Below are 26,412 nucleotides of genomic sequence, written 5' to 3'. Positions count from 1 at the left end.
CGGCCCCATGGCGGGACCGGAGGGTGGCTGCGTTCAGGCTTCCCAGCGGCGGCGGGAGCGCATGCGGTCCACCGCCTTCTTCGCCTTTGCGTCGAGATGGGCCAGGAGCTCGTCCGGCGAGCGGCGCAGGCGGTTCAGCCCGTTGCGCAGCATCTGGCCGCCATTCTTCACGGCGTCGCTGAGGCTCTTCGTGGCAGGTTGTTCCTCGGCCATCGGGGCACTCCTATGATGTCTCCGCCGGGGCTCGGCGGCGGGTTCAGGGGGGTCGGGATGGTTGGCTGGCCCGGCGATGTCCCCTGGCGGGGGAATGGCGCCGTGCCAGGATGGAACATTGCAGTGCGGCATTCGGTTTCGGGGGCGGATGAAATTCCTCGCCACGCCGCCGGTGCCCGGCGGCGCCCCCCTCCCTGGAATCCCCTTTGGGGCGAATGACACGATATGCCATGCGGGGAGAGGTTGAGGGCGGGGCGGGAAAGCCGCATCTTCCCGCGATGTTCAGACGAGACCTGCTCGCCACCGCCCTGACGACCGCCGCCCTGCCGGGCCTGGGGTCACGTGCCGCCCTGGCCCAGGGCGCGGCGACCCCCTCCCCGGCCCCCGCCTCCGGCGCGGCGGTGCGGCGGGTGCATGGGCTGTCGCTGCTGGGCGATCCTTCGCTGCCGCCGGATTTCGCGCACTGGCCCTGGGTGAACCCCGAGGCGCCGAAAGGCGGCGAGATGGTGCGGACGGCGCTGGGTTCCTACGATTCCTTCAATCCCTTCATCCTGCGCGGCACGTCGGCGGTGGGGATCGGGCTGCTCTACGAGACGCTGCTGATGGACAGCTCGGACGAGGCCAGCGCCGCCTATGCGCATCTCGCGAAGCTGGTGGAGGTGCCGGCGGACAACCGCTGGGTGGCCTTCGAGCTGCGGGAGGAGGCGCGCTGGCATGACGGGAGGCCGCTGACGGCGGCGGACGTGGCCTGGACCTTCGCCACGATCATGGAGAAGGGGCATCCGCGCTTCCGTGCCTACTGGGCCGATGTGGCGGAGGCGGTGGCGGAGGGCGAGCGGCGGGTGGTCTTCCGCTTCCGCAACGCGGACAACCGCGAGCTGGCGCAGATCATCGGGCAGATGCCGGTGCTGCCGAAGCATTGGTGGGAAGGGCGGGATTTCGCGCAGCCTTCGCTGGAGGTGCCGCTGGGCTCGGGGCCGTACAAGGTGGAGCGCTTCGAGGCGGGGCGCAGCATGGTGCTGTCGCGGGTGAAGGACTATTGGGGCCGCGACCTGCCGACGATGAAGGGGCTGCAGAACTTCGACGTGCAGCGCTTCGAGTATTTCCGCGATCCCACGGTGGCCTTCGAGGGGTTCAAGGCGGGGCAGATCGACTTCCGGCAGGAGAACATCGCGCGTTCCTGGGCCACCGCCTATGATTTCCCCGCCGTGCAGCGGGGGCTGGTGAAGCGGGACGAGCTGCACCACGAGATGCCGGTGGGGATGCAGTGCTTCGCCATGAACCTGCGGCGGCCGATCTTCGCCGACCGGCGGACGCGGGAGGCGCTGGGGCTGGTCTTCGATTTCGAGTGGATGAACGCCAACCTGTTCTACAACTCCTACAAGCGTGCCTATTCCTATTTCAACAACACCGAGCTCGCCTGTTCCGGCCTGCCGGAGGGGCGTGAGCTGGAGATCCTGCAACCCTATCGCGACAGGCTGCCGGCGGAGCTGTTCACGCAGCCCTTCAAGATGCCGGTGACGGATGGCAGCGGCAACAACCGCGACAACCAGCGCCGCGCGCTGGATCTGCTGCGGCAGGCGGGCTGGGTGGTGCGCGACCGGCAGATGGTGAACGCGCAGGGGCAGAAGCTGAGCTTCGAGATCCTGCTGAGCGACGCGACGCTGGAGCGTGTGGCCCTGCCCTATGCGCAGTCGCTGCAACGGCTGGGGGTGGAGGCGAACGTGCGGACCATCGACCTGGCGCAGTACCAGGTGCGGATGGACCACTTCGACTATGACATGACGGTGGAGCTGTTCGGGCAGAGCCTTTCGCCCGGCAGCGAGCAGCGCGATTTCTGGGGCAGCGCCGCGGCGAAGCATGACGGCAGCCGCAACACGCTGGGCGTCGCCGACCCGGTGGTGGATGCGCTGGTGGAGCTGGTGGTGAACGCGCCGGACCGGAAGGAGCTGGTGACGCGCACCCATGCGCTGGACCGCGTGCTGCTGTGGAACTTCTACACGGTGCCTCATTATTTCAGTGATACGTTCCGCATCGCCTGGTGGGACCGTTTCGGACGGCCGCCGCGCAACCCGCGCTACAATATCGGCTTCGAGGGCTGGTGGATCGATCCCGCGCGGGACCGGGCACTGGCCGAGGCACGGCGCTCCCCGGCCTGAGCGGCACGGATGGCCGCCTATCTTCTCCGGCGCCTGATCCTGGTGGTCCCGACGCTGTTCGGGATCATCCTGATCAACTTCGCCGTGGTGCAGTTCGCCCCGGGCGGGCCGGTGGAGCAGATGATCGCCGAGTTGCGGCGCGGCGGCGGCGGTTCCATCGGGCGGCTGACCGAGGGGGGCGGGAATGCGGAGGTGCGGCCCGCCCAGCCGCAGGGCGGCGGCGAGGGATCGGGCTATCGTGGGGCACGGGGGCTGGACCCGGCGGTGGTGAAGGATATCGAGAAGGCCTTCGGCTTCGACAAGCCGGCGCCGGAGCGCTTCCTGGCGATGTTGAAGGACTACCTGCGCTTCGACTTCGGGCAGAGCCTGTTCCGCGGGCGGCCGGTGATCGAGCTGATCGGGGAGCGGCTGCCGGTTTCGGTAAGCCTGGGGCTGTGGTCCACGCTGATCATCTATCTGGTCTCCATCCCGCTCGGCATCCGCAAGGCGGTGCGGGACGGCACGGCGTTCGATGCCTGGACCTCCGGCGTGGTGCTGGTGGGCTATGCCATCCCGGGGTTCCTGTTTGCCATCCTGCTGGTGGTGGTCTTCGCCGGGGGGTCGTTCCTCCAGTGGTTCCCGTTGCGCGGGCTGGTCTCCTCGGGCTCGGAGAGCTGGCCCTTCTGGCAGCGGGCGCTGGACTATGCCTGGCACATGGTGCTGCCGACCGTGGCGCTGGTGGTGGGCGGCTTCGCCGGGCTGGTGATGCTGACCAAGAACTCCTTCATGGACGAGATCGGCAAGCAGTACGTGCTGACGGCCCGGGCCAAGGGGGCGGGCGAGCAGCGCGTGCTCTACGGCCATGTCTTCCGCAACGCCATGCTGCTGATCATCGCGGGCTTCCCCTCGGCCTTCATCGGCATCCTCTTCACCGGCGCGCTGCTGGTGGAGATCGTCTTCTCGCTCGACGGCCTCGGGCTGCTCGGCTTCGAATCCGCGATCCGGCGGGACTACCCGGTGATGTTCGGCACGCTCTACGTCTTCACGCTGCTCGGCCTCGTCATGCAGATCATCGGCGACTTCGCCTATACCCTCGTGGACCCGCGGATCGACTTCGAGGCCCGGCGTTGAGGGTGGGTGCCGCGCTCCGGGGGGAGGTGGAGCCTCGCCCCGGCCATGGGAGGTCGCACTGGATGAGTCCCCTGAACCGGCGCCGCTGGGCGAATTTCCGGGCGAACCGGCGGGGCCATGTCTCGCTGTGGCTGTTCGGGGTGATCTTCGTGGTGACGCTGTTCGCCGAGGTGCTGGCGAACGACCGGCCGATCGTGGCGCGGGTGGAGGGGCGGTGGTTCTTCCCGGTGGTCACGGATTATGCGGAGAGCGACATCCTGCCGGACGGCTTCCCGACCGATGCGGACTGGCACGACCCGGTGCTGGCGGCGGAGGTGGCGAAACGCGGCTGGGCGGTATGGCCGCTGGTGCCGTACCGCTACGACACGGTGGTGCGGGACCTGGGGCGGCCGGCGCCTTCCCCGCCGGATGCGCGGCACTGGCTGGGGACGGACGACCAGGCGCGGGACGTGCTGGCGCGGGTGGTGTGGGGGTTCCGGATCTCGGTGCTGTTCGGCTTCGCGCTGACCTTCGCGGCCTCGGCGATCGGCGTCGCGGCGGGGGCGGTGCAGGGCTATTACGGCGGCTGGGTGGATCTGGGCTTCCAGCGCTTCATCGAGGTGTGGTCGGGGATGCCGCAGCTCTTCCTGCTGATCATCCTGTCCTCGGTGATCGAGCCGGGGTTCTGGACGCTGCTGCTCTTCCTGCTGCTCTTCTCCTGGATGAGCCTGACGGGGGTGGTGCGGGCGGAGTTCCTGCGCGGGCGGAACCTGGACTATGTGCGGGCGGCGAAGGCGCTGGGCGTGTCGGATGCGCGGGTGATGGCGCGGCATATCCTGCCCAATGCGATGGTGGCGACGCTGACGCTGCTGCCCTTCATCCTGTCGGGGAGTGTCACGGTGCTGGCGAGCCTGGACTTCCTGGGCTTCGGCCTGCCACCCGGTTCGCCCTCGCTGGGGGAGCTGGTGGCACAGGCGAAGAACAACCTCCAGGCGCCCTGGCTGGGGGCCACGGCCTTCGCCGTGCTGGGGGGCACGCTGACCCTGCTGATCTTCATCGGCGAGGCGGTGCGCGACGCCTTCGATCCGCGCAAGCTGCCGGGGGGTCGCGGATGAGGGCGGGGCTGATGGCCGTGAGCGAGGCCGCGAGCGAGCCCGTGCTGGCGGTGGAGAACCTCCAGGTCGCCTTTCGCGGGGCGCCGGTGGTGCATGGCGTCTCCTTTGACGTGCGGCCGGGGGAGACGGTGGCGCTGGTGGGGGAAAGCGGGTCGGGCAAGAGCGTGACGGCGCTGTCCTGCCTGCGGCTGCTGACCGTGGGGGGGAGCAATCCCTCGGGCCGGGTGCGGCTGGACGGGGCGGAGGTTCTGTCCGCGAAGGAGGGCGAGCTGCGGCGGCTGCGCGGCGGCGTGGCGGGGATGGTGTTCCAGGAGCCGATGACCTCGCTGAACCCGCTGCACAGCATCGGGCGGCAGGTGGCGGAGGCGATCACGCTGCACCGGCCGCTGCGCGGCGCGGGTTTGCAGGAGGAGGTGCGGCGGCTGCTGCGGCGGGCCGGGCTGGCGGCGCTGGAAAGCCGGCTGGACGCCTTTCCGCACCAGTTGTCGGGCGGGCAGCGGCAGCGCGTGATGATCGCGGTGGCGCTGGCCAACGACCCGAAGCTGCTGATCGCGGACGAGCCGACCACGGCGCTGGACGTGACGGTGCAGGCGCAGATCCTGGACCTGCTGGACCAGCTCAAGCGCGAGAGCGGCATGGCGATGCTGCTGATCACCCATGACCTGGGCATCGTGCGGCACCATGCCGACCGGGTGGTGGTGATGCAGAACGGCGTGGCGGTGGAGCAGGGCGAGACGGCCTCGGTGATCGCCGATCCGCGGCATCCCTATACGCGGATGCTGCTGAACGCGCAGCCGCATGGCGGGCCGGCGCCGGTCGCGGCGCGGGCGAGGATGGTGCTGGATGCGCGCGACATCCGCGTGCGCTTTCCGGTGCGGCGTGGGCTGATGCGGCGCGTGGTGTCGGAGGTGCGGGCGGTGGATGGCGTCTCGCTCGCCATCCGGCGCGGTGAGACGCTGGGCGTGGTGGGCGAGAGCGGATCCGGCAAGACGACGCTGGGGCTGACCGTGCTGCAGCTGGAGCGCGGCGAGGGCTCGGTGCGGCTGGAGGGCGAGCGGATCGACGGGCTGGGGCGGCGCGCGCTGCGGCCGCTGCGGCGAAGCATGCAGGTGGTGTTCCAGGACCCCTTCGGCAGCCTGTCGCCGCGCATGACGGTGGCGGACATCGTGGCCGAGGGTCTGGCGGTGCACGAGCCCGCCCTGTCGCGGGCGGAGCGCGAGGCACGGGTGGCGGATGTGCTGCGCGAGGTGGGGCTCGATCCCGGTTCGGCGCATCGCTATCCGCACGAGTTCTCGGGCGGGCAGCGGCAGCGCATCTCCATCGCGCGGGCGCTGGTGCTGCGGCCGAAGCTGGTGGTGCTGGACGAGCCGACCAGCGCGCTCGACGTCTCGGTGCAGGCGCAGGTGGTGGAGCTGCTGCGCGAGCTGCAGGCGAGGCATGGGCTCGCCTATCTCTTCATCAGCCATGACCTGCGCGTGGTGCGAGCCATGGCGCACCGCATCCTGGTGATGAAGGATGGACGCGTGGTGGAAAGCGGCGAAACGGAGCAGGTGATGTCGGCGCCGCGCGAGGACTACACGCGCGTGCTGATGGCGGCGGCCTTCGAGACCTCCAGTGGAGGGCCGCTGGCCGTCCCCGGCGGGGATGAGGCTCCGGCTGTTCCCGGCTGATCCGTCCGGAAGGCTTTTCCGGGAAGCGTCGCGCCTTGCCGCTGGCTGCCGGGGGAACTCTGCTCTCCGGCGCGATCCGGCCGCGGCGAGAACCGGCGAAAATGGGTTCAGGGCCCGTAGGGTCCTGGCGGAAAGGCGGCGCATTTCTCCCGGGACAGCGCGGCGCCGGAACGGATCGAGCGTGGCGGGCGGGGAAAGCGCGGGCCGAGGTGTCCTGGCACGGAAGAGCTCCGGCGCGGGCGGCGGCGGTTGGCCGCCGGCCGCCGCCGGGGAAGTCTGACCTCAGGCCGCTACGTGACGCAGGCGGGGATCGGCCACCATCGGCTCGTTGGCCGGGTTGGCGGTGCCGGCTTCGCCGCGCGTCGCCTCGCCCATGATGGTGGACATCTCGCGCAGCAGCGACGTGCCCTTGGGTGTGCGCTGGACCAGCACGCTGCGGCGATCCTGCGGATCGGTCTTGCGGCGGGTCAGGTCGAGTTCGCCCAGACGGTCCAGTGCGCGGGTGATCGCCGGCTTGGACACGTTCAGCGTGGCGGCGAGACCGCGCACGGTATGCGGGCCGTCGGAGAGATAGGTGGTCAGGAAGACGCCGAGTTGCCGGGCCGAAAGGTCGGGGCCATCACGACGAACCAGTGCGACCACGGTGTCGCGCAGGATCTCTACGAGCTCATCTCCGCTGATCTTCGATGACATCAGTTTTTTCCATCCTTCTCTTCTTCTGGCAGCCCCGCACGGGTTCTGGACCCGCAACGGCCGGGACTGGTGATCGCGGCGCCGCAAGCGATGCCGCTTGTGGAACCGTCATGCCCTCATGTCGTTTCGCTTCCGGCATTTTCCCGCTGGGAGAGCCAATCGGCGATTCCGGCATGCAAGGCGCGAAGCGCCTGCGCTTCGCCACCTTCCGGGCGCCCGGGACGGCTGGCATCGTTCCAGGCATAGAGATCGACGTGCAGCCAGGGCGTTGCCGCCGGCACGAAGCGATTGAGAAACAACGCCGCGACCACTGCACCGGCCATGGGCCGCGAGGCGACGTTGTTGAGATCCGCGATGGTACTGTCCAACCACGAATCGTAACCGCGCCGCAATGGGAGATGCCACACAGCATCGTGATGCGCGTCGCCGGCCCGCTGCACGATGCGCGCCAGCGCATCATCGTTGGAGAAGATCGCGGGCAGATCGGGGCCGAGAGCCACGCGCGCCGCGCCCGTCAGCGTTGCGCAATCTAGGATGATCGCGGGCGACTGCTCGGCGGCGAAGGCCAGCAGGTCGGCGAGGACGAGGCGGCCTTCGGCATCGGTGTTGCCGACCTCGACGGTGAGGCCCTTGCGCGTGCGCAGCACGTCCATCGGCCGGAAGGCTTCGCCGGAGATGCTGTTCTCCACGGCGCCGACAAGGACGAGGAGACGCACCGGCAGGCGCGCGCGGATGATCTGCGCGGCGAGGCCGAGCACCACCGCGGCGCCGCCCATGTCCTTCTTCATCCGCAGCATGCCGGCGGAAGGCTTGAGGTCGAGGCCGCCGGTGTCGAAGCAGACGCCCTTGCCGCAGAGCGCGACGAGCGGGCCGTCCGCGGCACCCTCCCAGCGCAGGATGCCGACACCGGGCGGGCGCGGGCTGCCGCCGCCAACGGCGGCCAGGGCGGGGAAGCCCTGCCGCAGCGCGTCGCCTTCCACCGTCTCGAAGGTCGCGCCCTCGGCCTCCGCCATGGCGCGGGCGGCGGCGAGGAGTTCGGCCGGACCGAGATCGGCGGCGGGGGTGTTGATGAGGTCGCGCACCCAGTGGATCAGCGCGGCGGTGCTGGCGGCCTCCCCTGCCCCGGGCGGGGTGACGAGGCGGGCGGGCTCGCGCTTCGCCGGCTTGAAGGCGGTGTAGGCATAGGCGCCCAGGCCCCAGCCCAGCGTGGCGGCGGCGGGGTCGGGACCCTCGCCTTCCAGGTGCCAGGCGGTGCCTTCGGGGAGGTTCCGGGGCAGGTCGCCATAGGTCCAGGGCTCGGCGCGGGCAGCGGCGGGTGCATCGCCGAGGCCGAGCACGGCGCCGGAAAGCCCCTCTGGCCCGGGCAGCAGGGCGATCTGCCCGGCTTTGGCCTTGAAGCCGGAGGCGCGGAGAAAGGCTGCGGCGGCGGGATCGAGCGTGGCGGCGAAAGCCTCCAGCCCTTCCTGCCCGGTGGCGTGCAGCGGCAGGCTGGCCTGGCTGTCGGTGGGCAGCAGGGCGGAAGGCCGGGAAAGAGGCGGTGGAATCATCATGCCACGAAACCGGACTGCTCCGCTCCTTGTTTGAGGTGCTATGTGAGAACGGTTGTATCCGTCTCACGAATGACCTTCGCTCGTGAAGGGCAAATCGTGCAATTTCCGGCCACCCGCCGGTTATTTCACTCTCGGAAACACTGCGATACTTTGTAACGCGTTTCCCGAGCGTCCGGCGTGCCGGGAAATGGAATTCCGGCGTGGCCATGCTGGGCTACGGGATGGGATTCCAGGCATCGGGGAGCCGGGCGATTCGGATAATGGGCCAGGGGCGCTTCCGAGCCCCCGGCGGCGCGGGGTCGCGAGCCGTCTTTGCAGCCCGGGCGCGGGATGATAGGCGCCGGGGGTGATCCATCTCCTCCTCTGGTACTGGGGGCGGCGGGGCGGCGGGGCGCAGCACACGCTGAACCTGGCGCGGGCCCTGGCGCGGCGGCCCGATATCCGGCTCGGCCTGTCCCTGGCGGACCGGCTCGAGGCGCTGGACGCCTTCCGCACGCTGGATGCCGATCTGGAGGTGGTGCGGACCTTTCGTGGCGCACCGGGTGCCCTGGCCGGGCTGGCGCGGCTGCCTTCGATGCGCGGCGGGCTGGTGGCGCAGGCGCGGCGGATGCGGGCGGACCTTGTGCTGTCCGCCATGAACCATGTCTGGACGCCCTTCGTGGCCCCGGCCCTGCCCCGGGCGGGCATCGCCTATGTGCCCTCGGTGCACGATGCGCGGCCGCATCCGGGGGACCCTTCCCTGCTCTGGGACTGGCGGCTGCGGCAGGAGCTGGAGGCGGCGCGGGCGGCGGTGGTGTTCTCCGAGGCGGTGGAGCGGGAGGTGGCGGCGCTGCGGCCCGGCCTGCCGTTGCTGCGCCTGCCGCTCGGCGTGCCGGTGGAGGTGTCTCCGGGACCGGAGGCCCTGGCCGGGGGGGCCGTGCCGGGGCGGTTCCTCTTTTTCGGGCGGCTGCGGGCCTACAAGGGGCTGGACCTGTTGCGCGATGCCTTCCGCCTGCTGCGGGAGCGGCATCCGGAGGCGACGCTGCGCGTGGTGGGCGAGGGCGATGCGGAAGCCTGCGCGCCGGGGCTTGCCGCCCTGCCGGGCGTGGTGGTGGAGCCGCGCTGGGTGGCGGATGCGGAGATCCCGTCCCTGCTGCGGCAGGCCTGGGCGGTGGTGCTGCCCTATCGGGAGGCCAGCCAGTCCGGTGTGCTGTCGCAGGCCCTGGCGCTGGGCGTGCCGGTGGTGGCGACGCCGGTGGGCGGGCTGGCGGAACAGTTTGGCGCGGAGAGCGGGGTCGCGCCCCGGGCCGCCCCTGGCGTGGTGGCGGAGGCGGCGGAGGCCCCTGCCCTGGCGGCGGCCATGGCGCGGCTGCTGGAGCCGGGGGCGCGGGACGGGTTCTCGCGCGCCGCGCTGGCGGCGGGGGCGGAGCTGCGGGACTGGGACGGGCAGGCGGCGCTGCTGGTGGAGGGCCTGCGCCGGCTGGGCTTCGGACGGGACATGGCATGAGCCCGCTGCACCGGCTGTGGCAGGCGCTGCCGCGCGGGCTGCGGCGGGAGGCGCTGTTCGGCGGGGCCGCGCTGTTGGCGCCGCGCCCGGCGCGGCCGGAGCCGCAGGGCGCGGGGCCGCTCCATGTCGCGGGCTATCTGGGCGCCGCCACGGGGCTGGGCGAGGGCGCTCGGATGATGCTGCGGGCGATGCGGGAGGCTGGGCTGCCGGCGGCGGGGATCGACCTGACCGCGGCGCAGCGGCAGGGGCCGCCCTTGCCGGAGCGGGAGATCGATGGGGGAAGCCTGTTGCCGGGCGCGGTGCCGGAGGGGCCGGGGACCATCGTGCTGCATGTGAACGGGCCGATGCTGCCCTGGGCGCTGCTGGCGCTGGGGCGGCGGGCGGTGGCGGGCAAGCGGCTGATCGCCTACTGGGCCTGGGAGCTGTCTGCCCTGCCGGCGGACTGGCGGCGGGGCTATGGCGCCTGCCACCGGATCTGGGCGCCGAGCCGGTTCTGCGCCGAGGTCTTCGCCCGGCCCATGGCGGGGCGGCCGGGCTTTCCGGCGCCGCTGGTGGTGCCGCACCCGCCGCCGCGGCCCGATCCCTCGGCGCTGGGGCGGGCGGATTTCGGGCTGCCGGACGGGGCCTTCGTCGGGCTGAGCATCTTCGACGCGACGTCCTCCCTGTGGCGCAAGAACCCGATGGCGGCGATCGAGGCGCACCGCCTGGCCTTTGGGGATTCGCCGGAGCATGTGCTGGTGCTGAAGACCCATGGCACGGCGCGGGCGGGCGAGGCCTGGGCGGAGGTGGCGCGGGCGGCGGCGGCGCGGCCGAACGTGCGGGTGCTGGATGCCGCCCTGCCCCGGCGCGATCTCTGGGCGCTGACCGCCTGCTGCGACGTGCTGGTCTCGCTGCACCGGGCCGAGGGCTATGGGCTGACCATCGCCGAGGCCATGGCGCTGGGGCGGCCGGTGGTGGCCACGGGCTGGTCGGGCAACGTGGATTTCATGGCCGGGCCGGGGTGCTTCGCCGTGCCCTGGCGGCTGGTGCCGGCGCGGGACCCGCAGGCGACCTATGACCTGCCCGACGCGGTCTGGGCCGAGGCCGACGTGGCGGCGGCGGCGGTGGCGCTGCGGCAGGTGGCGGGGGATACGGCGCTGCGGCACCTGCCCCCGGCACGGCTGCCGGTGCCGGATTACCGGGCCGCGCTGGCGGGGTGATCCCGCAGGGTCCTGACGGACGGGGGTTGGGGAAGACGGAGCCTTGCCCCCGAGACACGATGGAACCCATGACGGGCGGCGAGCGGGCAAGCGCGGGGATTTGCGCCGTTGCCGGCACAACCGGACGGCGAACGATCTGGCCAAGCGGGACGGGCACCGCTAAAGCGCGGCTTGTATCGTTTCGAGGCGGGGGACCATGCCGAAAGCGTTGATCACCGGGGTGACGGGCCAGGACGGCGCCTATCTCTCGCAGTTGCTGCTGGAGAAGGGCTACGAGGTCTATGGGCTGGTGCGGCGCTCCTCCTCCTCCGACGTGGTGGACGAGCGGCTGCGCTGGCTGGGGATCGCCGGGCAGGTCCGGGTCATGGACGGCAACCTGATCGACATCAGCTCGCTGATCCGGGTGCTGAACGAGGTGAAGCCGGACGAGGTCTATAACCTCGGCGCGCAGAGCTTCGTGAAGACCTCCTGGAACCAGCCGCTGCTGACCGGGCAGGTGACGGCGCTGGGGGCGAACAACGTGCTGGAGGCGGTGCGGCTGGTGGCGCCGCAGGCGCGCTTCTACCAGGCCTCATCCTCCGAGATGTACGGGCTGGTGCAGCACCCGATCCAGAGCGAGAAGACGCCGTTCTATCCGCGCAGCCCCTATGCGGTGGCCAAGCTCTACGCGCACTGGATGACGGTGAACTACCGCGAGAGCTTCGGGCTGCACGCTTCCTCGGGCATCCTGTTCAACCATGAGAGCCCGCTGCGCGGCATCGAGTTCGTCACCCGCAAGGTCACGGACGGGGCGGCGCGGATCAAGCTGGGCAAGGCGACCGAGCTGAAGATGGGCAACCTCGACGCCAAGCGCGACTGGGGCCATGCCAAGGACTATGTCCGGGCGATGCACCTGATGCTGCAGCAGGAGGTGCCGGACGACTACGTGGTCGCCACGGGGCGCACCACCACGGTGCGCGACATGTGCCGGATCGCCTTCGGGCATGTCGGGCTGGACTACGAGGAGTTCGTGAAGGTCGATCCGGCCTTCCTGCGCCCGGCCGAGGTGGACCTGCTGCTGGGCGATCCCTCCAAGGCCAAGGAGAAGCTGGGCTGGGCGCCGGAGATCAGCCTGGAGGAGATGATCAAGGAGATGGTGGACGCCGACCTGTTCCGCCACCGCTCGCGGATGGGCTGAGGCCGGTGTCCGGCGCGGTTCCGGAACCCGTCTCCCCGGGACGTATTCCGGGGCGCATCCTCGTCACCGGGGCGGGCGGCTTCGTCGGGGGGCACCTGCTGCCGGTGCTGCGGCGGCATTTCCCGGCGGCGCGGCTGATCGCCGCCAGCCGGGATGGCGGGAAGCACGTGCCCGGGGCGGACGAGACGCTGGAGATGGACCTGCTCGGCGGGGACCTCGCCGGGCGGATGCGGGAGGCGGCGCCGGATGCGGTGCTGCATCTGGCGGCGCAGGCCTCGGTGCCGGTCTCCTTCCGCGACCCGCGCCTGACCTGGCGGACCAACCTGGACGGAACGCTGGCGCTGGCCGAGGCGGTGCTGGAGGCGTCGCCGGCGGCGCGCTTCGTCCATGTCTCCTCGGCGGAGATCTACGGGCTGTCCTTCCAGGCGGGGGTGCCGCTGACGGAGGAGGCGCTGCCGCGCCCGGCCAATCCCTATGCGGCCTCGAAGGCGGCGGCGGACATCGCCATCGGCGAGATGGCGCTGCGCGGGCTGAAGGCGGTGCGGATGCGGCCCTTCAACCAGACCGGGCCGGGGCAGTCGGACGGCTTCGTGGTCGGCGCCTTCGCGCACCAGGTGGCGCGGATCGCGGCCGGGAAGCAGGAGCCGGTGATCCGCACCGGGGCGCTGGACCGCTGGCGCGACTTCCTGGACGTGCGGGATGTCTGCGAGGGCTATGCGCTGGCGCTGGCGGCGGAGTTGGCTCCGGGGACGGTGATCAACCTCGCCACCGGGGCGCCGCGCAAGGTGGGCGACATCCTGGAGGCGCTGCTCGCCCTGGCCGGGGTGGAGGCGCGGGTGGAGCAGGAGGCGTCGCGGCTGCGGCCGACCGATGTGGAGCGCACCGCGGGCGATATCGGCGCGGCGCGGCGGCTGCTGGGCTGGGCGCCGCGCATCCCGTGGGAGACCACGCTGGCCGACATGCTGGCGGACTGGCGGACACGGGTGGCGATGGAGGGCTGAGCGGCTTTCCGGGCCGCTCACAGGTAGGCGGGGCGGAAACGCGCCCTGCCCCCGGGAAGGTCACGCGAGGCTTGTACCGGGGCATGCGGTGGCCGGGATGCCGGGCGTCCGAAGCGGTGTTTCCAGGGGATCGGCAAGTGATCTAAGCAGGCAACCTCGCACCGAGGTTGCCCGATGCATCGTCTCGTCCCGTGCTTCCTGCCCCTTGCCCTCGCCCTGCTGGCCGGCACGGCGGGGGTGCGTGCCCAGGGGAGTGCCCCTGGTGGCGTTTCGGGGGAGGCCCGGGTGCCGGGCGTCCTGGCGAGCCATAGCTGCGACCCGCTGAAGCATGGCGCCCGGGGCGACGGGACCACCGACAACACCGCCGCGATCCAGGCGGCGATCGATGCCTGCTCGGCGCGCGGCGGCGGGCGGGTGAGCTTCGGGGACGGGGTGTTCCTGACCGGGCCCCTGGCGCTGAAGGACCATGTGACGCTGGAACTGGCGCGCGGCACGCGGCTGCGCGCCGTGGCGCAGGCGGACCGCTTCACCTGGGCCTTCATCGGACGCCCTTTCCGGCCGCACGAGGCGCTGATCTCCGGCGTGAATGTCAGCGATGTCGGCATCATCGGCGAGGGCACGATCGACGGCCAGGGCGCGGAGCTGTGGTGGCCGGCGGCGGTGGCGGCGCGGGAGGCGATGCGGGCTGGGGTGAAAAGCTGGGGGCCGGGGATGGAGAAGGTGCCGGCGGGCAACGGGCTGCCGCGCCCCTGGCTGATCGAGTTCTACAATGCCCGGCGGGTGCTGCTGCGCGGGGTCCACCTGACCAACGCGCCGATGTGGACGGTGGCGCTGCGCTATTCCGAGGATGTGGTGCTGCGCGATGTCCGCATCACCAACGCGCCGGATTCGCCGAACACGGATGGCGTGGACATCGTGTCCTCGCGCAAGGTGTCGCTGTCGAACCTCGGCATCGACACGGGCGACGACGGCATCGCCATCAAGGCCGGCCTGCCAGGCCCCGACATGCCGAAGCGTGCGGCGCGCAACATCACCATCAGCAACGTGCGCTTCGGCCATGGGCACGGGCTGGCGATCGGCAGCGAGCTGGCGCATGGCGTGGAGCATGTGCGGATCAACGGCGCCCATTTCACCGGAACGCAGTACGGCATCCGCATCAAGGCCGGGCGGGACCGGGGCGGCGATGTCGGCGACGTGCTGGTGCGGCATGCGCGGATGACGGATGTGGCGGTGCCGCTGTCGATCGACTCCTCCTATCCGGGCGAGCCCCGGGACGCGGCCCAGGCGCCCGGCCCGGGGGCGGTGGCCGTGGCCACGCCGGCCGCCCGGGCGGAAGCGCCGGTGACGCCGCTGACGCCGCGCATCCATGACGTCACGATCCAGCACCTCTTCGCCAGCGGCGCACGGCGGGCGGGGCTGCTGGCCGGCCTTCCGGAAGCACCGCTGCGCGACATCCGGCTGCAGCATGTCAGCATTGCCTCGCGCGGCGAGGGGATGGTGCTGCGCCATGTCGAGGGCAGCTTCAGCGGCGTGAAGATCACCGCCGCCCGGGGGAAGCCGGTCGAGGAAGGGCCGAAGACCCAGGTGGCGGTGCTGGAGACGCCCTGAGGCCCGGTTTCCAGGCGTCGCGCCCGTGTCCGGCCCCGGGGGAGGCGCCGCCTCCCCCAGTCCCCCTCCGCTGGGGGAATAGTATTCCCCCAGACCCCGCCTTGAGTGGGCACCAGGTGGCAAGGTCGGTCCGTTCTCCGGTCCCGGAGAGCAGGTGGATCGGCGGGGCTCCCGAAAGAAAGACTACCATGTCTGTGCATGTGGCGCACGCAGTCGCCGGAGAGCCTGGCTCTCCGGCGCGATCCGGCGTCAGCAGGGGCCAGCGAACCGGGTCCAGGGCACGCAGTGTCCTGGCGAAGTGGGGGTTTGGGGGCGAGGCAGCGCCTTGCCCCCAAGGGACCGCGCCGTGCGGTCAGCCTTTGGCCATGTCCAGCGGCGGCGGGATCTCGGCGGGGATGGGGCTTTCGTAGCGTTGGCCTTCGAGGCGGCGGGCGAGGTCGGCCTTGGCGCGGGCGATGAGATCCGGGTTTTCCAGGGCAGCCGTGGCGGTGGCGGCCATCACCTTGGCGGCGTGGATCATGCCCTTGTGGGCGTGCGGGCTCTGGCCCTGGGCAGTGAGCTGCCAGGAATGGAAGGGCGTGCCGGTGGCGCAGGTGGCGCCGTGGGCCTGCACCGTGGGAACGACCCAGGAGACGTCGCCGACATCGGTGGAGCCGACGGCGGGCTTCCGGGGCGCGTCGAGCGGCACGATGGTGTCGCAGAGGTCCATCGACGGGTCGAAGGGCAGGCCGGCGCTGCGGAAGGCGGCGCGGATGTCGCCCTGGTCCAGCGTGGCACGGATGGCGGCGGCGTAGGCACGGTCGGCCTCGTCGAATTCCGGCGGGCCGAGGCGGTCGAACTCGGCCTGCATGGCCTCTTCCAGCGGGCGGTTGCCGACGAGGTTGGAGAAGGCGCTGACGACCTTCACCGCCAGCGTGGTTTCCGTCATCAGCGCGGCGCCCTGGGCGATCTTCCTCACCCGCTCGAACAGCGCGCGCATGCCGGCGACATCGGTGTTGCGGATGGCGTAGCGGACCTTGGCGCGCGGCTGCACGACATTGGGGGCGATGCCGCCGGCGTCGAGGATGGCGTAGTGGACGCGGGCCTCGCTGTTCATGTGCTCGCGCATGTAGTTGACGCCGACATTCATCAGCTCGACGGCATCGAGGGCGGAGCGGCCCAGTTCCGGCGCGGCGGCGGCGTGCGAGGCGCGGCCGGTGAAGGTGAAGTCCACGCGGGTGTTGGCGAGCGCGATGGCGGGGGCGACGCCGGCAAAGGAATCCGGGTGCCAGGTGATGGCGATGTCGGCGTCGTCGAAGAGTCCGGCGCGGACCATGAAGGTCTTGCCGGCGCCGCCCTCCTCGGCGGGGCAGCCGTAGTAGCGGACGCGGCCCTGGATGCCGCGCTCGGCCAGCCAGTCCTTGACCGCCGTGGCGGCGAAGAGCGCGCCGGCGCCGAGGAGGTTGTGGCCGCAGCCATGGCCGGCGCCGTTCTGGCCCTCGACGGGCTTCGGCTCGGCGATTCCGGCCTGCTGCGAGAGGCCCGGCAGGGCGTCGTATTCGCCCAGGATGGCGATGACGGGGCCGCCCTCCCCGGCCTCCGCCATGATGGCGGTGGGAATGCCGGCGACGCCGGCCTCGACGCGGAAGCCCTGCTGCTCCAGCGCCTCGACATGCGCTGCGGCGGACCTGCGTTCGGTGTAGAGGGGCTCGGGCGTTTCCCAGACGCGGTCGGCAAGGGCGATCATCTCGTCCCGCTTCGCGTCCACGAGTTGCCAGATGCGCGGCGTGTTGCGCATGTCGGGAGTCTCCTCGGTCAGGGGCGTCGGCGTGCCGTCGTCATGGCGATGCGGCGGGTGGCTGTCCAGGCCCGGGGGCCGGGCGGGTGGCATGGGAAGAGGCGTGGAAGGGCGAGCGGTCGGGGTCCGGGTCCGGCATGGCCGCGAGGAGCATGCGGGCATAGTCGCTGGCGGGGCTGCGGAAGACGGCCTCGGTGTCGCCCTCCTCCACGAGCTGGCCGCGGTAGATCAGCGCGACGCGGTCGCAGATGTAGCGGATCACGCCCAGGTCGTGGCTGATGAAGAAGTATGTAAGGCCGAGCTGGGCCTGGAGCTCGTGCAACAGGTTCAGCACCTGGGCCTGCACGGAGACGTCGAGAGCGGAGGTGGGCTCGTCCAGGATCAGGAAGTCGGGCTTCGTGGCCAGGGCGCGGGCGATGCCGATGCGCTGGCGCTGGCCGCCGGAGAATTCGTGCGGGAAGCGCGAGAGGTGCTGCGTGCCGAGGCCGACGCGCTGGAGGAGTTCCGCCGCGCGGTCGAGGCGGCCGCGCCCGTCGAGGCCCATGCGGTCGCGGTGGATCTCCATCGGCTCGCACAGGATGTCGCGCACGCTCATGCGCGGGTTCAGCGAGGCGTAGGGGTCCTGGAAGACGATCTGCACGCGGGCGCGCAGGCTGCGCATCTCGGCGGGCTTCAGCGTGGCGAGGTCGGTGCCGTCGAAGAGGATGCGGCCGGCGGAGACTTCCTCCAGGCGGAGGATGCAGCGGGTGAGCGTGGTCTTGCCGGAGCCGGATTCGCCGACCAGGCCGAAGCTCTCCCCCCGGCGGACGGAAAGCGAGACGTCGCGCAGGGCGCGTACCTCGGCCGCGGGGGTGCCGAGCAGGCCGGCGAGGCCCTTGCGGGCACCGCCATAGGTCTTGGTGACGTGTTCGATGCGGAGCATCAGGCGGCCTCCTCCCGCGTGCGGGCGGCGACGAGGCAGGCGGCCTCGTGATGCGGGCCGAAGCGCTCCATCGGCGGCAGGGCGGCGTCGCAGGCGGGCTCGGCCCAGGGACAGCGCGTGGCGAAGCGGCAGCCGCGCGGCGGGGCGATCAGGTTGGGCACGGTGCCGGGCAGGCCCTGGAGCTCGCCGCGCTTCGTGCCGGCGGTGGGGACGGCGGCCATCAGCGCGCGGGTATAGGGGTGGACGGGGTGCTTCAGGACCTCGCGCACCGGGCCGGCCTCGGCGACATTGCCGGCGTACATCACCGCCACATGGGTGCAGAGCTGCGCCACCACGCCGAGATTGTGGGTGATGAACAGCACGCCGAGGCGGTGCTCGCGCACGAGGTCGTGGATCAGGCGCAGGATCTGCGCCTGCACGGAGACATCGAGCGCCGTGGTGGGCTCGTCGGCGATCAGCAGGTCGGGGCGGCCCACCAGCGCCATGGCGATCAGCACGCGCTGGCGCATGCCGCCGGAGAACTGGTGCGGATAGTCCGCGAGGCGCGCGGCGGCGTCGGGGATGCCCACCTCCTCCAGCGCCTCCACCGCGCGGCGGCGGGCGGCGGCGCGCATCGCGCGGCGCGAGGCGCCGGGGGCGAGGCCCAGCAGCCCGGGATCGGCGCGGCCGGCATGGAGCGCGACATCGGTGATCTGCGTGCCGATGGTGAAGGCCGGATTCAGGTTGGTCGTCGGGTCCTGGAAGATCATGCCGATGCGGCGGCCGCGCAGGGCGCGCATCTCCTCCTCGCCCGCCCTGAGGAGGTCCCTGCCCTCGAAGCGGATCTCGCCCCGGATGTAGCGGGCTGGGGGCGAGGGCACGAGGCACGAGACCGACAGGCCGGTCAGCGACTTGCCGCAGCCCGTCTCGCCCACGATGCCCCAGATCTCGCCGCGTTCGACGGTGAGGTCGATGCCGTTCAGCACATGCGCCTCGCCCTCGAAGGAGCGCATCGCCAGGTGCAGGTCGCGGATTTCCAGCAGCGCCATGGTTCAGGTCGTCCTTGCTGCCCTTGGGGAAGGCTCTGCCGGCCTTCGGCGCCGAAGCAGTGCTTCGGCCCCCAAACCCCATCCGCCAGGACCCTGAGGGTCCTGGACCTCCCTTTCGCTGGCTCTGGCAATGGCGGGGGCCACGCCGGAAGGCCTGGCCTTCCGGCGCCTGTGATCGCCGCGCATGCTGAGGTTCTTCAGGGCGCTGCCTTGCCACCGGTGCCCGGGGAGCGGCCAACGATGCGCGCCAGTCACATGCGCCCACTCAAGGCGGGGTCTCGGGGAGGCGCGGCCTCCCTGAGCGGAGAGGGGTCCGGGGAGAGGCGGAGCCTCGCCCCGGGATGCGGAAGGCCGGATCATCAGCGGCGTGCCTTCGGGTCCAGCACGTCGCGCAGCCCGTCGCCCAGGAGGTTGAAGCCGAAGACGGCGAGGAAGATGGCGAGGCCGGGGAAGATGGCGGTCCACCAGTAGTCGGGCATGTTGCCGCGGGCGACGGAAAGGAGGGAGCCCCATTCCGGCGTGGGGGGCTTCACGCCGATGCCGATGAAGCCGAGCGAGGCGACGGTGAGGATGGCGAAGCCCATGTCGAGCGACATCTTCACGATGATGGGGCTCATGATGTTCGGCAGGATGTGGCGGAGGAGCAGGCGGGCGGTGCCGGCGCCGACGGCGCGGGCGGCGATGACGAACTGCTCCTCCTTCCTGGCAATGACCTCGCCGCGCACGAGGCGGGCATAGCCGGGCCACCAGGACAGGGTGATGGCGACGACCATGTTCAGCAGCCCGGGGCCGAGGGCGGCGGCGACGGCCATGGCGAGGATGAGGCCGGGCACGGTCAGCATGAGGTCGGAGAGGCGCATCAGCACCTCGTCCACCCAGCCGCCGAGAAAGCCCGCCAGGGCGCCGACCAGGATGCCCACGGTGCTGCCGAGGATCACCACGGCGAGGCCGGAGATGAGCGAGATGCGGGTGCCGGCGATGGTGAGGGAGAGCACGTCCTGCCCGACCTCGTTGGTGCCGAACCAGTGCGCGGCGGAAGGCGGGATGAAGCGGGAGGCGGTGTCCACCATGCCCGCGACATGCTGCGGATAGGGAATGATGGCCGGGCCGATCGCGGCGAGGAGGAGGAGCAGCGCGACGATGGCGAGGCCGAGGACGGAGACCCAGGAGCTGCGGAAGCGGTAGAGGCCGCGGCGCCAGCGGTCGGAGCGGGCGCTGGCGGGGGCTTCCACGAGGGTAGCGGTGACGTCGCTCATCCGAGGCGGACCCTTGGGTTCAGCAGGCCGTAGAGCAGGTCCACGATCAGGTTCACGGTGATGAAGAGCGCGCCGATGCAGAGGGTGACGCCGATGATCGGCATGAAGTCCTGGCTCAGCACGGCCTGGGTGGCGTAGAGGCCGATGCCCGGCCAATCGAAGACGGTTTCCACCAGCACCGTGCCGCCGAGCAGCCAGCCGAAATACAGGCCGATGACGGTGAGCGTGGCGGAAACGGCGTTCTTCAGCACGTATTTGAACAGGATCTGCCGGCCCGGCAGGCCCAGGGCGCGCTCGGTGGTGACGTAGTCCTGGCCCAGCACCTCGATGGTTGAGGCGCGCATCATCCGCATGATGGTGGCGAGCGGCGAGAGGCTCATCGCGATGGCGGGGAGCGCCAGGTATTGCAGGGCGACGCCGAAGGCGTGGAGGTTGCCGCTGGCCAGCGCGTCGATGGTGAGGAAGCCGGTGATGGTGGGCGGCGGGTCCTCGGTCAGCGGGAAGCGGCCGGAAAGGGGCAGCCAGCCGAGCCACATGGCGAAGGCGAGCTGGAAGACCAGGCCCAGGAAGAAGCGCGGCATGGAGATGGCGCCGAGCGAGACGGTGCGGGACAGGAAGTCGGGCCAGCGGTTGCGGTACACCGCCGCCAGCAGGCCGGCGGGGATGCCGAGGCCGACGGCTAGGATCATCGCGGCCAGGACGAGCTCCAGCGTGGCGGGGAGGTAGACGGCGAGGTCCTCGGCCACCGGGCGGCGGGTGAAGATGGAGACGCCCCAGTCGCCGCGCAGCAGCCCGGTCGCGTAGTCCCAGTACTGGACGACGAAGGGGCGGTCGAGGCCGAACTCCTTCGCCACCGAGGCGATGTCGGCGGCGGTGGCGTTCGGCCCGGCGGCGAGGCGGACGGGATCGCCCGGCAGGAGGCGGGCGATGCAGAAGACCAGGACGGACAGCCCCACCAGCACTGGCACCAGCAGGAGGATGCGCCTGAGGATGTAGCGGATCATGCGGTTATCCTGCTGGTTTCCTGCGCGGGTGGGGCGGCCCGCGTCAGAGCGAGAGCGGGAAGAGCTCGGGCGCGTTGGAGGCGACGGGGGTGAAGCGGAAGTTCCTCACCGTGTTGCGCATGGCGAGCTTGCGCTTCTCCAGCACGCCGAAGATGTCGCAGGCATCCTCCATCACGGTCTGCTGGAACCGCGCGTAGAGGGCGTCGCGCTTCGCCGGGTCCTGCTCGGCGCGGGCCTGCTCGATCAGCCGGTCCACCTCCGGGTTGTTGTAGACCGGGTTCTGCCAGTTGCCGTTCCGCGAGGAATGGAAGCCCGCGAAGGCGAGGTTGTCCGGGTCGCCGTAATTGGCGGTCTGGTAGACGGGGAAGAAGTCGGCCAGCGTCTCGGGCGAGCGGCAGGAGGCGACGAGGTCGGGCCAGGTGGCGGTGCGGATCTCCAGCTCGATGCCGAGCGGGCGCAGGCTGTCGAGCAGGATCAGCGCCCAGCGGCGCTGCTGTTCCAGCCCCGCGACATGGGTGATGGCGAGCTTGATGTTGCCGCTGGGGGTGGCGGACTTCGCCAGAAAGGACTTCGCCTTCTCCAGGTCCATGCGCCAGGGGGCGAGGCTCTTGTCGAAGCCCTGGATCGTGGGGGGCAGCGGGCCGGTCATCAGGTCGGCATAGCCGGCCACGTCGAGCATCGCCTGGTAGTTGAAGGCGCAGCTCACGGCGCGGCGGAGATTGGCGTCCGCCAGCGGGCCGTGGCGGGTGTTCATCTTGATCTGGAAGGTGCGGTACTCGGGCTCGATCACCAGATCGACGCCCGGGCGGCCCTTCAGCGTGTCCATGTCCTCGGAGGTGAGGTCGAGGGCGACCTGGGCCTCGCCGCGCTGGACCATCAGGCGCTGCGTCGCGGTTTCGCGCGTGATCTTCCAGATGGCGCCGGTGAGGTTGCCGCCTCCTTCCTTGCGCCAGCCATCGGCGACGCGCTCCAGCTCGTAGAGGTTGCCGGCCTCGGCGCGGCGGACGGCGAAGGGGCCGGAGCCGGCGATGTTGGAGCGCAGCCAGGTCTGGCCGTCATCCTCGCCCTTGTTGGCCTCGACCTGCTTCGGGTTCACCACCCAGATCCAGGGCAGGACACTGAGGAAGGGGACGAAGGGGGTGGCGAGGCGGAAGCGGACGGTATGGTCGTCCACCGCCTCGATGCCGCCGGGCACGACGATGTTCTGGATCATCCAGACATTGCCGCGGTTGAGGCGCAGGATGCGCTCGAAGGAGTAGCGCACCGCTTCCGCCGTGACGGGGGTGCCGTCGTGGAACCTCGCGGCGGGGTCCAGGTGGAAGGTGTAGGTCCGGCCGTCCTCGGAGATGTCCCAGCTGCGGGCCAGGCGCGGCTCGGGCTTCGGCGGGTTGCCGGTGACGCCGACCAGGCTGTCATAGGTGTTGCGCAGCAGCCAGGAGGAGGAATAGCCCGTCGCCACATGCGGGTCGAAGTTCGGGATGTCCTGGTTGCTGGCGAGCACCAGGATGCGGCGCGACTGTGCCGAGGCCGGTTGCAGCAGGGACAGTGCGGGCAGGGCGGCGCCGGCGGCCAGGAGGGCGCGGCGCGTGGGGGTGATGCTCATGCTGTTCCGTTCCTTCAGGCCGTGACCGTGGTCTTCGCGGCGCCGTAGTCGCGCGCGGCGCCTTCCGGCGTGACCATGCCCAGACGCATGTCCCGTGCCAGCGCCTCGGGGTCGCGCCTCGCCGGATCGCCATAGCCGGAGCCGCCGTTGACGGTGATCTCGACGATCTGGTGCGGGCTGTTCACCTCCACCATCTCGCCGGGGCCGCAGTCATGCAGCTCGCGGCCGTCGAGATCGATAACGCGACCGCGTGCCCCCGTGCCCGGGCGGCCGCCGAAGAGGCCGTCGATGTGGTTGGTGACGCCCTCCGGATAGACGGAGACCAGGGTGGTGCGGCCGTCATCGGTGAGCTTGCGCAGGCGCACGCGCTGGCCGAGGCCGCCGCGGAACTGGCCGGCGCCGCCCGTGTCGGGGACGTAGGCCTTCTCCACCACCAGCACCGGGGCGCGGCTCTCGAAGAGCTCGATCGAGGTGTTGGAGGCCGAGGTGGGCCAGAGCAGGGCGGACTTGCCGTCGCCCCGGGCCGAGGCGCCCTGCCCGCCGCCGACGAAGAGGTGGTCGGAATAGAGGCTGCCCCCGGCATCCTGGCCATAGACGTTGGTGGCGACCGGCAGACCGGTATTGGCCTGCACCAAGCTCGGCGCCGCCCCGGACAGGGCGCGGAAGATGTTGGGGGCGAGATACCAGCCGGTGCGGGTGCGCATGTTCACCGCCGCCGGGCGGCGCGGGTTCAGGATCGAGCCCTCCGGCGCCTCCACGGTGAAGGGGCGGTAGCAGCCGGCATTGCCCCGCACGTTGGGCGTCAGCATGCACTTGAGCGGATAGGTCGCGTGCGCCGCCGTGTAGTTCAGGGTGGAGTTCAGCCCGCCCTGGGGAAGCTGTGGCGGGGCGCCGTCGAAGTCGAGGTTGATGGTGTCGCCCGCGACGGTGAGCTTCAGCGGGTAGCGCAGCTCCTTGCCCAGCGGGTTGTTGCGGATCTCGGCATGGTAGTCGCCATCCGGCAGGGCGGCGATGGCGTCGCGCATCGCCTTCTCGGAACGGCCCTGCACCACCGCCGCCAGGGCGCGCAGGTCGCTCATGCCATAGTCGCGCATGAAGGAGAGCAGGCGCTCGCCCCCCAGGGCATTGGCGGCGATGAAGGAGTGCAGGTCGCCCAGCACCTGGTCCGGGTTGCGGACGTTCTCGCGGAACAGGGTGAAGAAGGTGTCGTTCGGCACGCCCGCGTCGAAGAGCTTCATCGGCGGGATCTGGAAGCCCTCCTCGAAGATCTCGCGCGCCTTCAGGGAATCCTTCGTGCCGCCGATGTCGGAAACATGGCCGACCGTGCCCATCAGCCCGACCACCTTGCCCTCCCGGAAGACGGGGGTGACGATGGCGATGTCGAAGAGATGCCCGGCGCAGAGCCAGGGGTCGTTGGTGATCAGCACGTCGCCCGGCTTCAGCGTTTCCGCCGGGTACTTCTCCAGCAGTGCCTTCACCGCGCGCGGCAGGGTCAGGTTGAAGACGGGCATGGCGCGCGGGGAATGCGCCAGGGTCTCGCCCTCCGGGTCCAGCAGCTCGCAGGCGAAGTCCTGGCTTTCGGAGATGATGAGGGAGAAGGCGGTGCGGACCACCGTCAGCCACATCTCCTCCACCACGTTCACGAGCCGGGACCACATGATCTCCAGCGCGATCGGGTCGGCCTCGATACGCGCCATGGCCTCGGCCAGCGGCATCTCCGCCGTCACCAGCTCGCCCGCCATGGCGGGGGCGGCGATGGCGATGCGCAGGTTCAGCGTGTCGTCCACCTGCACCGCGTCGCCGGGCGGGACGATGGTGGTGGCCTCGCGCTCCTCGACGATGGCGGGGCCGGGGATGCGGTCGCCGCTGGCGAGCGCGTAGCGGTCGTAGACCACCGCCTCCTGCCAGCCGCCCTCGAACCAGGCGCGCCGCGTGCCCTTCACCGCCTGGGCGGTGTCGCCGCCGCCGACCGCGCCGGTGAGCGACAGCTTCGGCTCCGGCCCGACGCAGCGGAGGCGGAAGTTGATCGCTTCCATCCGGGCGCCCTCATAGACCGAGGTGTAGCGGGCGGCGTAGATGCGGGTGAAGCGGGCGCGGATCTCGCCCAGGCTCGCCGCGCCGATCTCGCCCGCCGGCAGGTCCACCGCGATGTCGTGCATCTGGCCGACCAGGCGCATGTCGGCGGAACGCTCGACGCGGATGCTCTCCGGCGCCACGCCCGCTTCCACGAGGCGCGCGCGGCCCTCGGCCTCCAGCTCCGCCAGCAGGGCGTTCAGCCGGGCGGCGTCGAAGCCTTCCGAGAATTCCAGCGGCAGGGAGCGCACCAGCTCGAAGGAGAGCGGGGCGGCGAGGAAGCCCAGTGCCGAGGCGGCACCGGAGGCGGGCGGAATGATGACCTCGCGCACGCCCAGCGCGCGGGCCACGTCGGCGGCATGGGCCGGGCCTGCGCCGCCGAAGCCGACCATGGCATAGGCGCGCGGGTCCTTGCCCTTCTCCACCAGATGGACGCGGGCGGCGGCGGCCATGCTTTCCACCACGACCTTGTGGATGCCCCAGGCGGCCTCCATCACGCCCAGGCCCAGCGGTGTCGCCACGCTCTCCACCGCGCGTTCCGCCGCCGGCTTGTCCAGCGACATGCGGCCGCCGAGAAAGAAGCCCGGGTCGTAGTAGCCGAGGACGAGGTTGGCGTCGGTCACGGTCGGCTTCGTGCCGCCCATGCCGTAGCAGGCCGGGCCGGGGTCGGAGCCGGCGGAATGCGGGCCGACCTTCAGCAGCCCGACCTCGTCGATGCCGGCGATGGAGCCGCCGCCGGCGCCGATCTCGATCATGTCGATCACGGGCGCCTTGATCGGCAGGCCGGAGCCCTTGCTGAAGCGGTGGACGCGGCCGGCCTCCAGCATCGGGGCGATCTCAACGCGGCCGGCCTCGACCATGCAGGCCTTGGCGGTGGTGCCGCCCATGTCGAAGGAGATGACGTCCTTCTTGCCCGCCAGCTCGCCGAACAGCGCCGTCGCGAGGCCGCCGCCGGCCGGGCCGGATTCCAGCAGGCGGATCGGAAAGGCGCGCGCCGTGGCGGGGGAAACGAGGCCGCCCGCCGAGTGCATCAGCCGCAGCGCGCCGGTGAAGCCGCGCGCCGCCAATTCACGCTCCAGGCGCTTCAGGTAGCGGTCCATCAGCGGCTGGACATAGGCGTTGGCGCAGGTGGTGACGCAGCGCTGGTACTCCCACATCTCCGCCACCACCTCGGCGGAAAGGGAGACGGCCAGCTCGGGGAACTCCTCGCGCGCGATGCGGCCCACGGCCTGCTCGTGCGCCGGGTTGCGGTAGGCGTGCAGGAAGCAGACGGCCACCGCCTCCACGCCCGCTTCGAGCAGGGTGCGGAAGGCGGCGCGGACGGCATCCTCGTCCAGCACCTCGACCACGCGGCCATCGCGGTCCAGGCGCTCGGCGACCTCCAGCCGCAGGTCGCGCGGCACCAGCGGCTCGGGGAAGCCCAGGAACAGGTCGTAGATGTCGTAGCGCTGCTCCGTGCCCATCTCCAGCACGTCGCGGAAGCCCTGCGTGGTGATCAGGCCGAGCTTCGCGCCCTTGCGCTCGATGACGGCGTTGGTGACCAGCGTGGTGCCGTGGATGATCTCGCCGACCTCGGCCAGCGTGATGCCGCCCATGGCCACCAGTTCCTCCAGCCCCAGCAGCGCGGCCTCGGAAGGGTCGTGCGGCGTGGTCAGGCGCTTGTGCAGCCGCACCGTGCCCGCAGCCGCGTCGTAGAGGATGAAGTCGGTGAAGGTGCCGCCGATGTCGAAGCCGATGCGCCAGCGGTTCAGGGAGGGGGCGGTGTTTGCCATGGGCTCGTTCTCGGTGG

General features: G+C 71.3%; 19 protein-coding genes. 9 read left to right on the top strand and 10 right to left on the bottom strand.

The window, feature by feature from the left end; genetic code table 11:
- Positions 1-33 precede the first annotated feature (33 nt).
- The gene (locus CTJ15_RS19660; protein ID WP_019462360.1) at positions 34-213 is read right to left on the bottom strand and encodes a hypothetical protein; all 180 of its coding nucleotides are present in this window, start codon (positions 211-213) and stop codon (positions 34-36) included.
- Positions 214-491: 278 nt separating this feature from the next.
- Here CTJ15_RS19660 and CTJ15_RS19655 point away from each other — a divergent pair, with 278 nt between their 5' ends.
- The 4 genes from CTJ15_RS19655 (at position 492) to CTJ15_RS19640 (ending at position 6,246) form a co-directional block, all read left to right on the top strand.
- On the top strand, positions 492-2,372 hold the full coding sequence (locus CTJ15_RS19655; RefSeq protein WP_075822434.1) for an extracellular solute-binding protein: 1,881 nt from the start codon (positions 492-494) through the stop codon (positions 2,370-2,372).
- Between the two features lie 9 nt (positions 2,373-2,381).
- Positions 2,382-3,482: a microcin C ABC transporter permease YejB gene (locus CTJ15_RS19650; protein ID WP_027297275.1), complete on the top strand. Its 1,101-nt coding sequence runs from the start codon at positions 2,382-2,384 to the stop codon at positions 3,480-3,482.
- Positions 3,483-3,544: 62 nt separating this feature from the next.
- Complete coding sequence (locus tag CTJ15_RS19645; RefSeq protein WP_019462363.1) at positions 3,545-4,576, top strand: ABC transporter permease; 1,032 nt, start codon at positions 3,545-3,547, stop codon at positions 4,574-4,576.
- Positions 4,577-4,587: 11 nt separating this feature from the next.
- The gene (locus CTJ15_RS19640; RefSeq protein WP_099781879.1) at positions 4,588-6,246 is read left to right on the top strand and encodes an ABC transporter ATP-binding protein; all 1,659 of its coding nucleotides are present in this window, start codon (positions 4,588-4,590) and stop codon (positions 6,244-6,246) included.
- Positions 6,247-6,528: 282 nt separating this feature from the next.
- On the opposite strand, the gene CTJ15_RS19635 is transcribed toward CTJ15_RS19640, so the two are convergent.
- Together CTJ15_RS19635 and CTJ15_RS19630 are read right to left on the bottom strand one after the other, a co-directional pair.
- The gene (locus tag CTJ15_RS19635; RefSeq protein ID WP_027297276.1) at positions 6,529-6,939 is read right to left on the bottom strand and encodes a MarR family winged helix-turn-helix transcriptional regulator; all 411 of its coding nucleotides are present in this window, start codon (positions 6,937-6,939) and stop codon (positions 6,529-6,531) included.
- A 116-nt stretch (positions 6,940-7,055) separates the two neighbouring features.
- The gene (locus CTJ15_RS19630; protein ID WP_193009623.1) at positions 7,056-8,489 is read right to left on the bottom strand and encodes a M17 family metallopeptidase; all 1,434 of its coding nucleotides are present in this window, start codon (positions 8,487-8,489) and stop codon (positions 7,056-7,058) included.
- A gap of 346 nt (positions 8,490-8,835) precedes the next feature.
- On the opposite strand from CTJ15_RS19630, the gene CTJ15_RS19625 reads away from it, so the two are divergent.
- The 5 genes from CTJ15_RS19625 (at position 8,836) to CTJ15_RS19605 (ending at position 14,960) form a co-directional block, all read left to right on the top strand.
- Complete coding sequence (locus CTJ15_RS19625; protein ID WP_019462367.1) at positions 8,836-9,975, top strand: glycosyltransferase family 4 protein; 1,140 nt, start codon at positions 8,836-8,838, stop codon at positions 9,973-9,975.
- Positions 9,972-11,174, top strand: a complete 1,203-nt coding sequence (locus CTJ15_RS19620) for a glycosyltransferase (protein WP_019462368.1) — start codon at positions 9,972-9,974, stop codon at positions 11,172-11,174. The genes CTJ15_RS19625 and CTJ15_RS19620 overlap by 4 nt, the downstream gene beginning before the upstream one ends.
- A gap of 196 nt (positions 11,175-11,370) precedes the next feature.
- Positions 11,371-12,351, top strand: a complete 981-nt coding sequence (gmd, locus tag CTJ15_RS19615) for a GDP-mannose 4,6-dehydratase (protein ID WP_019462369.1) — start codon at positions 11,371-11,373, stop codon at positions 12,349-12,351.
- 5 nt (positions 12,352-12,356) lie between these two features.
- The gene (locus CTJ15_RS19610) at positions 12,357-13,352 is read left to right on the top strand and encodes a GDP-mannose 4,6-dehydratase (protein WP_019462370.1); all 996 of its coding nucleotides are present in this window, start codon (positions 12,357-12,359) and stop codon (positions 13,350-13,352) included.
- Between the two features lie 174 nt (positions 13,353-13,526).
- On the top strand, positions 13,527-14,960 hold the full coding sequence (locus CTJ15_RS19605) for a glycoside hydrolase family 28 protein (protein ID WP_081798621.1): 1,434 nt from the start codon (positions 13,527-13,529) through the stop codon (positions 14,958-14,960).
- A 352-nt stretch (positions 14,961-15,312) separates the two neighbouring features.
- Here CTJ15_RS19605 and CTJ15_RS19600 read toward each other — a convergent pair whose 3' ends face one another.
- The 7 genes from CTJ15_RS19600 to CTJ15_RS19570 all read right to left on the bottom strand — a co-directional run bounded on the left by CTJ15_RS19600 (position 15,313) and on the right by CTJ15_RS19570 (position 26,395).
- A complete protein-coding gene (locus CTJ15_RS19600) occupies positions 15,313-16,737 on the bottom strand; it encodes a M20 family metallopeptidase (protein ID WP_026033430.1) in 1,425 nt (474 codons plus the stop codon).
- A gap of 40 nt (positions 16,738-16,777) precedes the next feature.
- Positions 16,778-17,659 (bottom strand): ATP-binding cassette domain-containing protein, encoded by an 882-nt coding sequence (locus tag CTJ15_RS19595; protein WP_075821752.1) that lies wholly within the window; start codon positions 17,657-17,659, stop codon positions 16,778-16,780.
- Complete coding sequence (locus CTJ15_RS19590; protein ID WP_075821753.1) at positions 17,659-18,687, bottom strand: ABC transporter ATP-binding protein; 1,029 nt, start codon at positions 18,685-18,687, stop codon at positions 17,659-17,661. The genes CTJ15_RS19595 and CTJ15_RS19590 overlap by 1 nt, the downstream gene beginning before the upstream one ends.
- A 359-nt stretch (positions 18,688-19,046) precedes the next feature.
- On the bottom strand, positions 19,047-19,943 hold the full coding sequence (locus CTJ15_RS19585) for an ABC transporter permease (protein WP_019462375.1): 897 nt from the start codon (positions 19,941-19,943) through the stop codon (positions 19,047-19,049).
- Positions 19,940-20,947, bottom strand: a complete 1,008-nt coding sequence (locus CTJ15_RS19580; RefSeq protein WP_027297277.1) for an ABC transporter permease — start codon at positions 20,945-20,947, stop codon at positions 19,940-19,942. The genes CTJ15_RS19585 and CTJ15_RS19580 overlap by 4 nt, the downstream gene beginning before the upstream one ends.
- A 43-nt stretch (positions 20,948-20,990) precedes the next feature.
- On the bottom strand, positions 20,991-22,550 hold the full coding sequence (locus CTJ15_RS19575; protein WP_075821754.1) for an ABC transporter substrate-binding protein: 1,560 nt from the start codon (positions 22,548-22,550) through the stop codon (positions 20,991-20,993).
- Positions 22,551-22,564: 14 nt separating this feature from the next.
- Positions 22,565-26,395, bottom strand: a complete 3,831-nt coding sequence (locus CTJ15_RS19570) for a hydantoinase B/oxoprolinase family protein (RefSeq protein ID WP_019462378.1) — start codon at positions 26,393-26,395, stop codon at positions 22,565-22,567.
- Positions 26,396-26,412 lie beyond the last annotated feature (17 nt).

Source organism: Roseomonas sp. FDAARGOS_362 (genome assembly GCF_002754815.1).
Taxonomy (GTDB): Bacteria; Pseudomonadota; Alphaproteobacteria; order Acetobacterales; family Acetobacteraceae; genus Roseomonas; species Roseomonas mucosa.
This window is presented reverse-complemented; position numbering and strand designations above follow the sequence as displayed.

Excerpts from the sequence above, each read along its gene's own strand:
- CTJ15_RS19660 (WP_019462360.1), bottom strand. The coding sequence starts at position 213 with ATGGCCGAGGAACAACCTGCCACGAAGAGCCTCAGCGACGCCGTGAAG.
- CTJ15_RS19655 (WP_075822434.1), top strand. The coding sequence starts at position 492 with ATGTTCAGACGAGACCTGCTCGCCACCGCCCTGACGACCGCCGCCCTG.
- CTJ15_RS19650 (WP_027297275.1), top strand. The coding sequence starts at position 2,382 with ATGGCCGCCTATCTTCTCCGGCGCCTGATCCTGGTGGTCCCGACGCTG.
- CTJ15_RS19645 (WP_019462363.1), top strand. The coding sequence starts at position 3,545 with ATGAGTCCCCTGAACCGGCGCCGCTGGGCGAATTTCCGGGCGAACCGG.
- CTJ15_RS19640 (WP_099781879.1), top strand. The coding sequence starts at position 4,588 with ATGGCCGTGAGCGAGGCCGCGAGCGAGCCCGTGCTGGCGGTGGAGAAC.
- CTJ15_RS19635 (WP_027297276.1), bottom strand. The coding sequence starts at position 6,939 with ATGTCATCGAAGATCAGCGGAGATGAGCTCGTAGAGATCCTGCGCGAC.
- CTJ15_RS19630 (WP_193009623.1), bottom strand. The coding sequence starts at position 8,489 with ATGATGATTCCACCGCCTCTTTCCCGGCCTTCCGCCCTGCTGCCCACC.
- CTJ15_RS19620 (WP_019462368.1), top strand. The coding sequence starts at position 9,972 with ATGAGCCCGCTGCACCGGCTGTGGCAGGCGCTGCCGCGCGGGCTGCGG.
- gmd (WP_019462369.1), top strand. The coding sequence starts at position 11,371 with ATGCCGAAAGCGTTGATCACCGGGGTGACGGGCCAGGACGGCGCCTAT.
- CTJ15_RS19605 (WP_081798621.1), top strand. The coding sequence starts at position 13,527 with ATGCATCGTCTCGTCCCGTGCTTCCTGCCCCTTGCCCTCGCCCTGCTG.
- CTJ15_RS19600 (WP_026033430.1), bottom strand. The coding sequence starts at position 16,737 with ATGCGCAACACGCCGCGCATCTGGCAACTCGTGGACGCGAAGCGGGAC.
- CTJ15_RS19595 (WP_075821752.1), bottom strand. The coding sequence starts at position 17,659 with ATGCTCCGCATCGAACACGTCACCAAGACCTATGGCGGTGCCCGCAAG.
- CTJ15_RS19590 (WP_075821753.1), bottom strand. The coding sequence starts at position 18,687 with ATGGCGCTGCTGGAAATCCGCGACCTGCACCTGGCGATGCGCTCCTTC.
- CTJ15_RS19585 (WP_019462375.1), bottom strand. The coding sequence starts at position 19,943 with ATGAGCGACGTCACCGCTACCCTCGTGGAAGCCCCCGCCAGCGCCCGC.
- CTJ15_RS19580 (WP_027297277.1), bottom strand. The coding sequence starts at position 20,947 with ATGATCCGCTACATCCTCAGGCGCATCCTCCTGCTGGTGCCAGTGCTG.
- CTJ15_RS19575 (WP_075821754.1), bottom strand. The coding sequence starts at position 22,550 with ATGAGCATCACCCCCACGCGCCGCGCCCTCCTGGCCGCCGGCGCCGCC.
- CTJ15_RS19570 (WP_019462378.1), bottom strand. The coding sequence starts at position 26,395 with ATGGCAAACACCGCCCCCTCCCTGAACCGCTGGCGCATCGGCTTCGAC.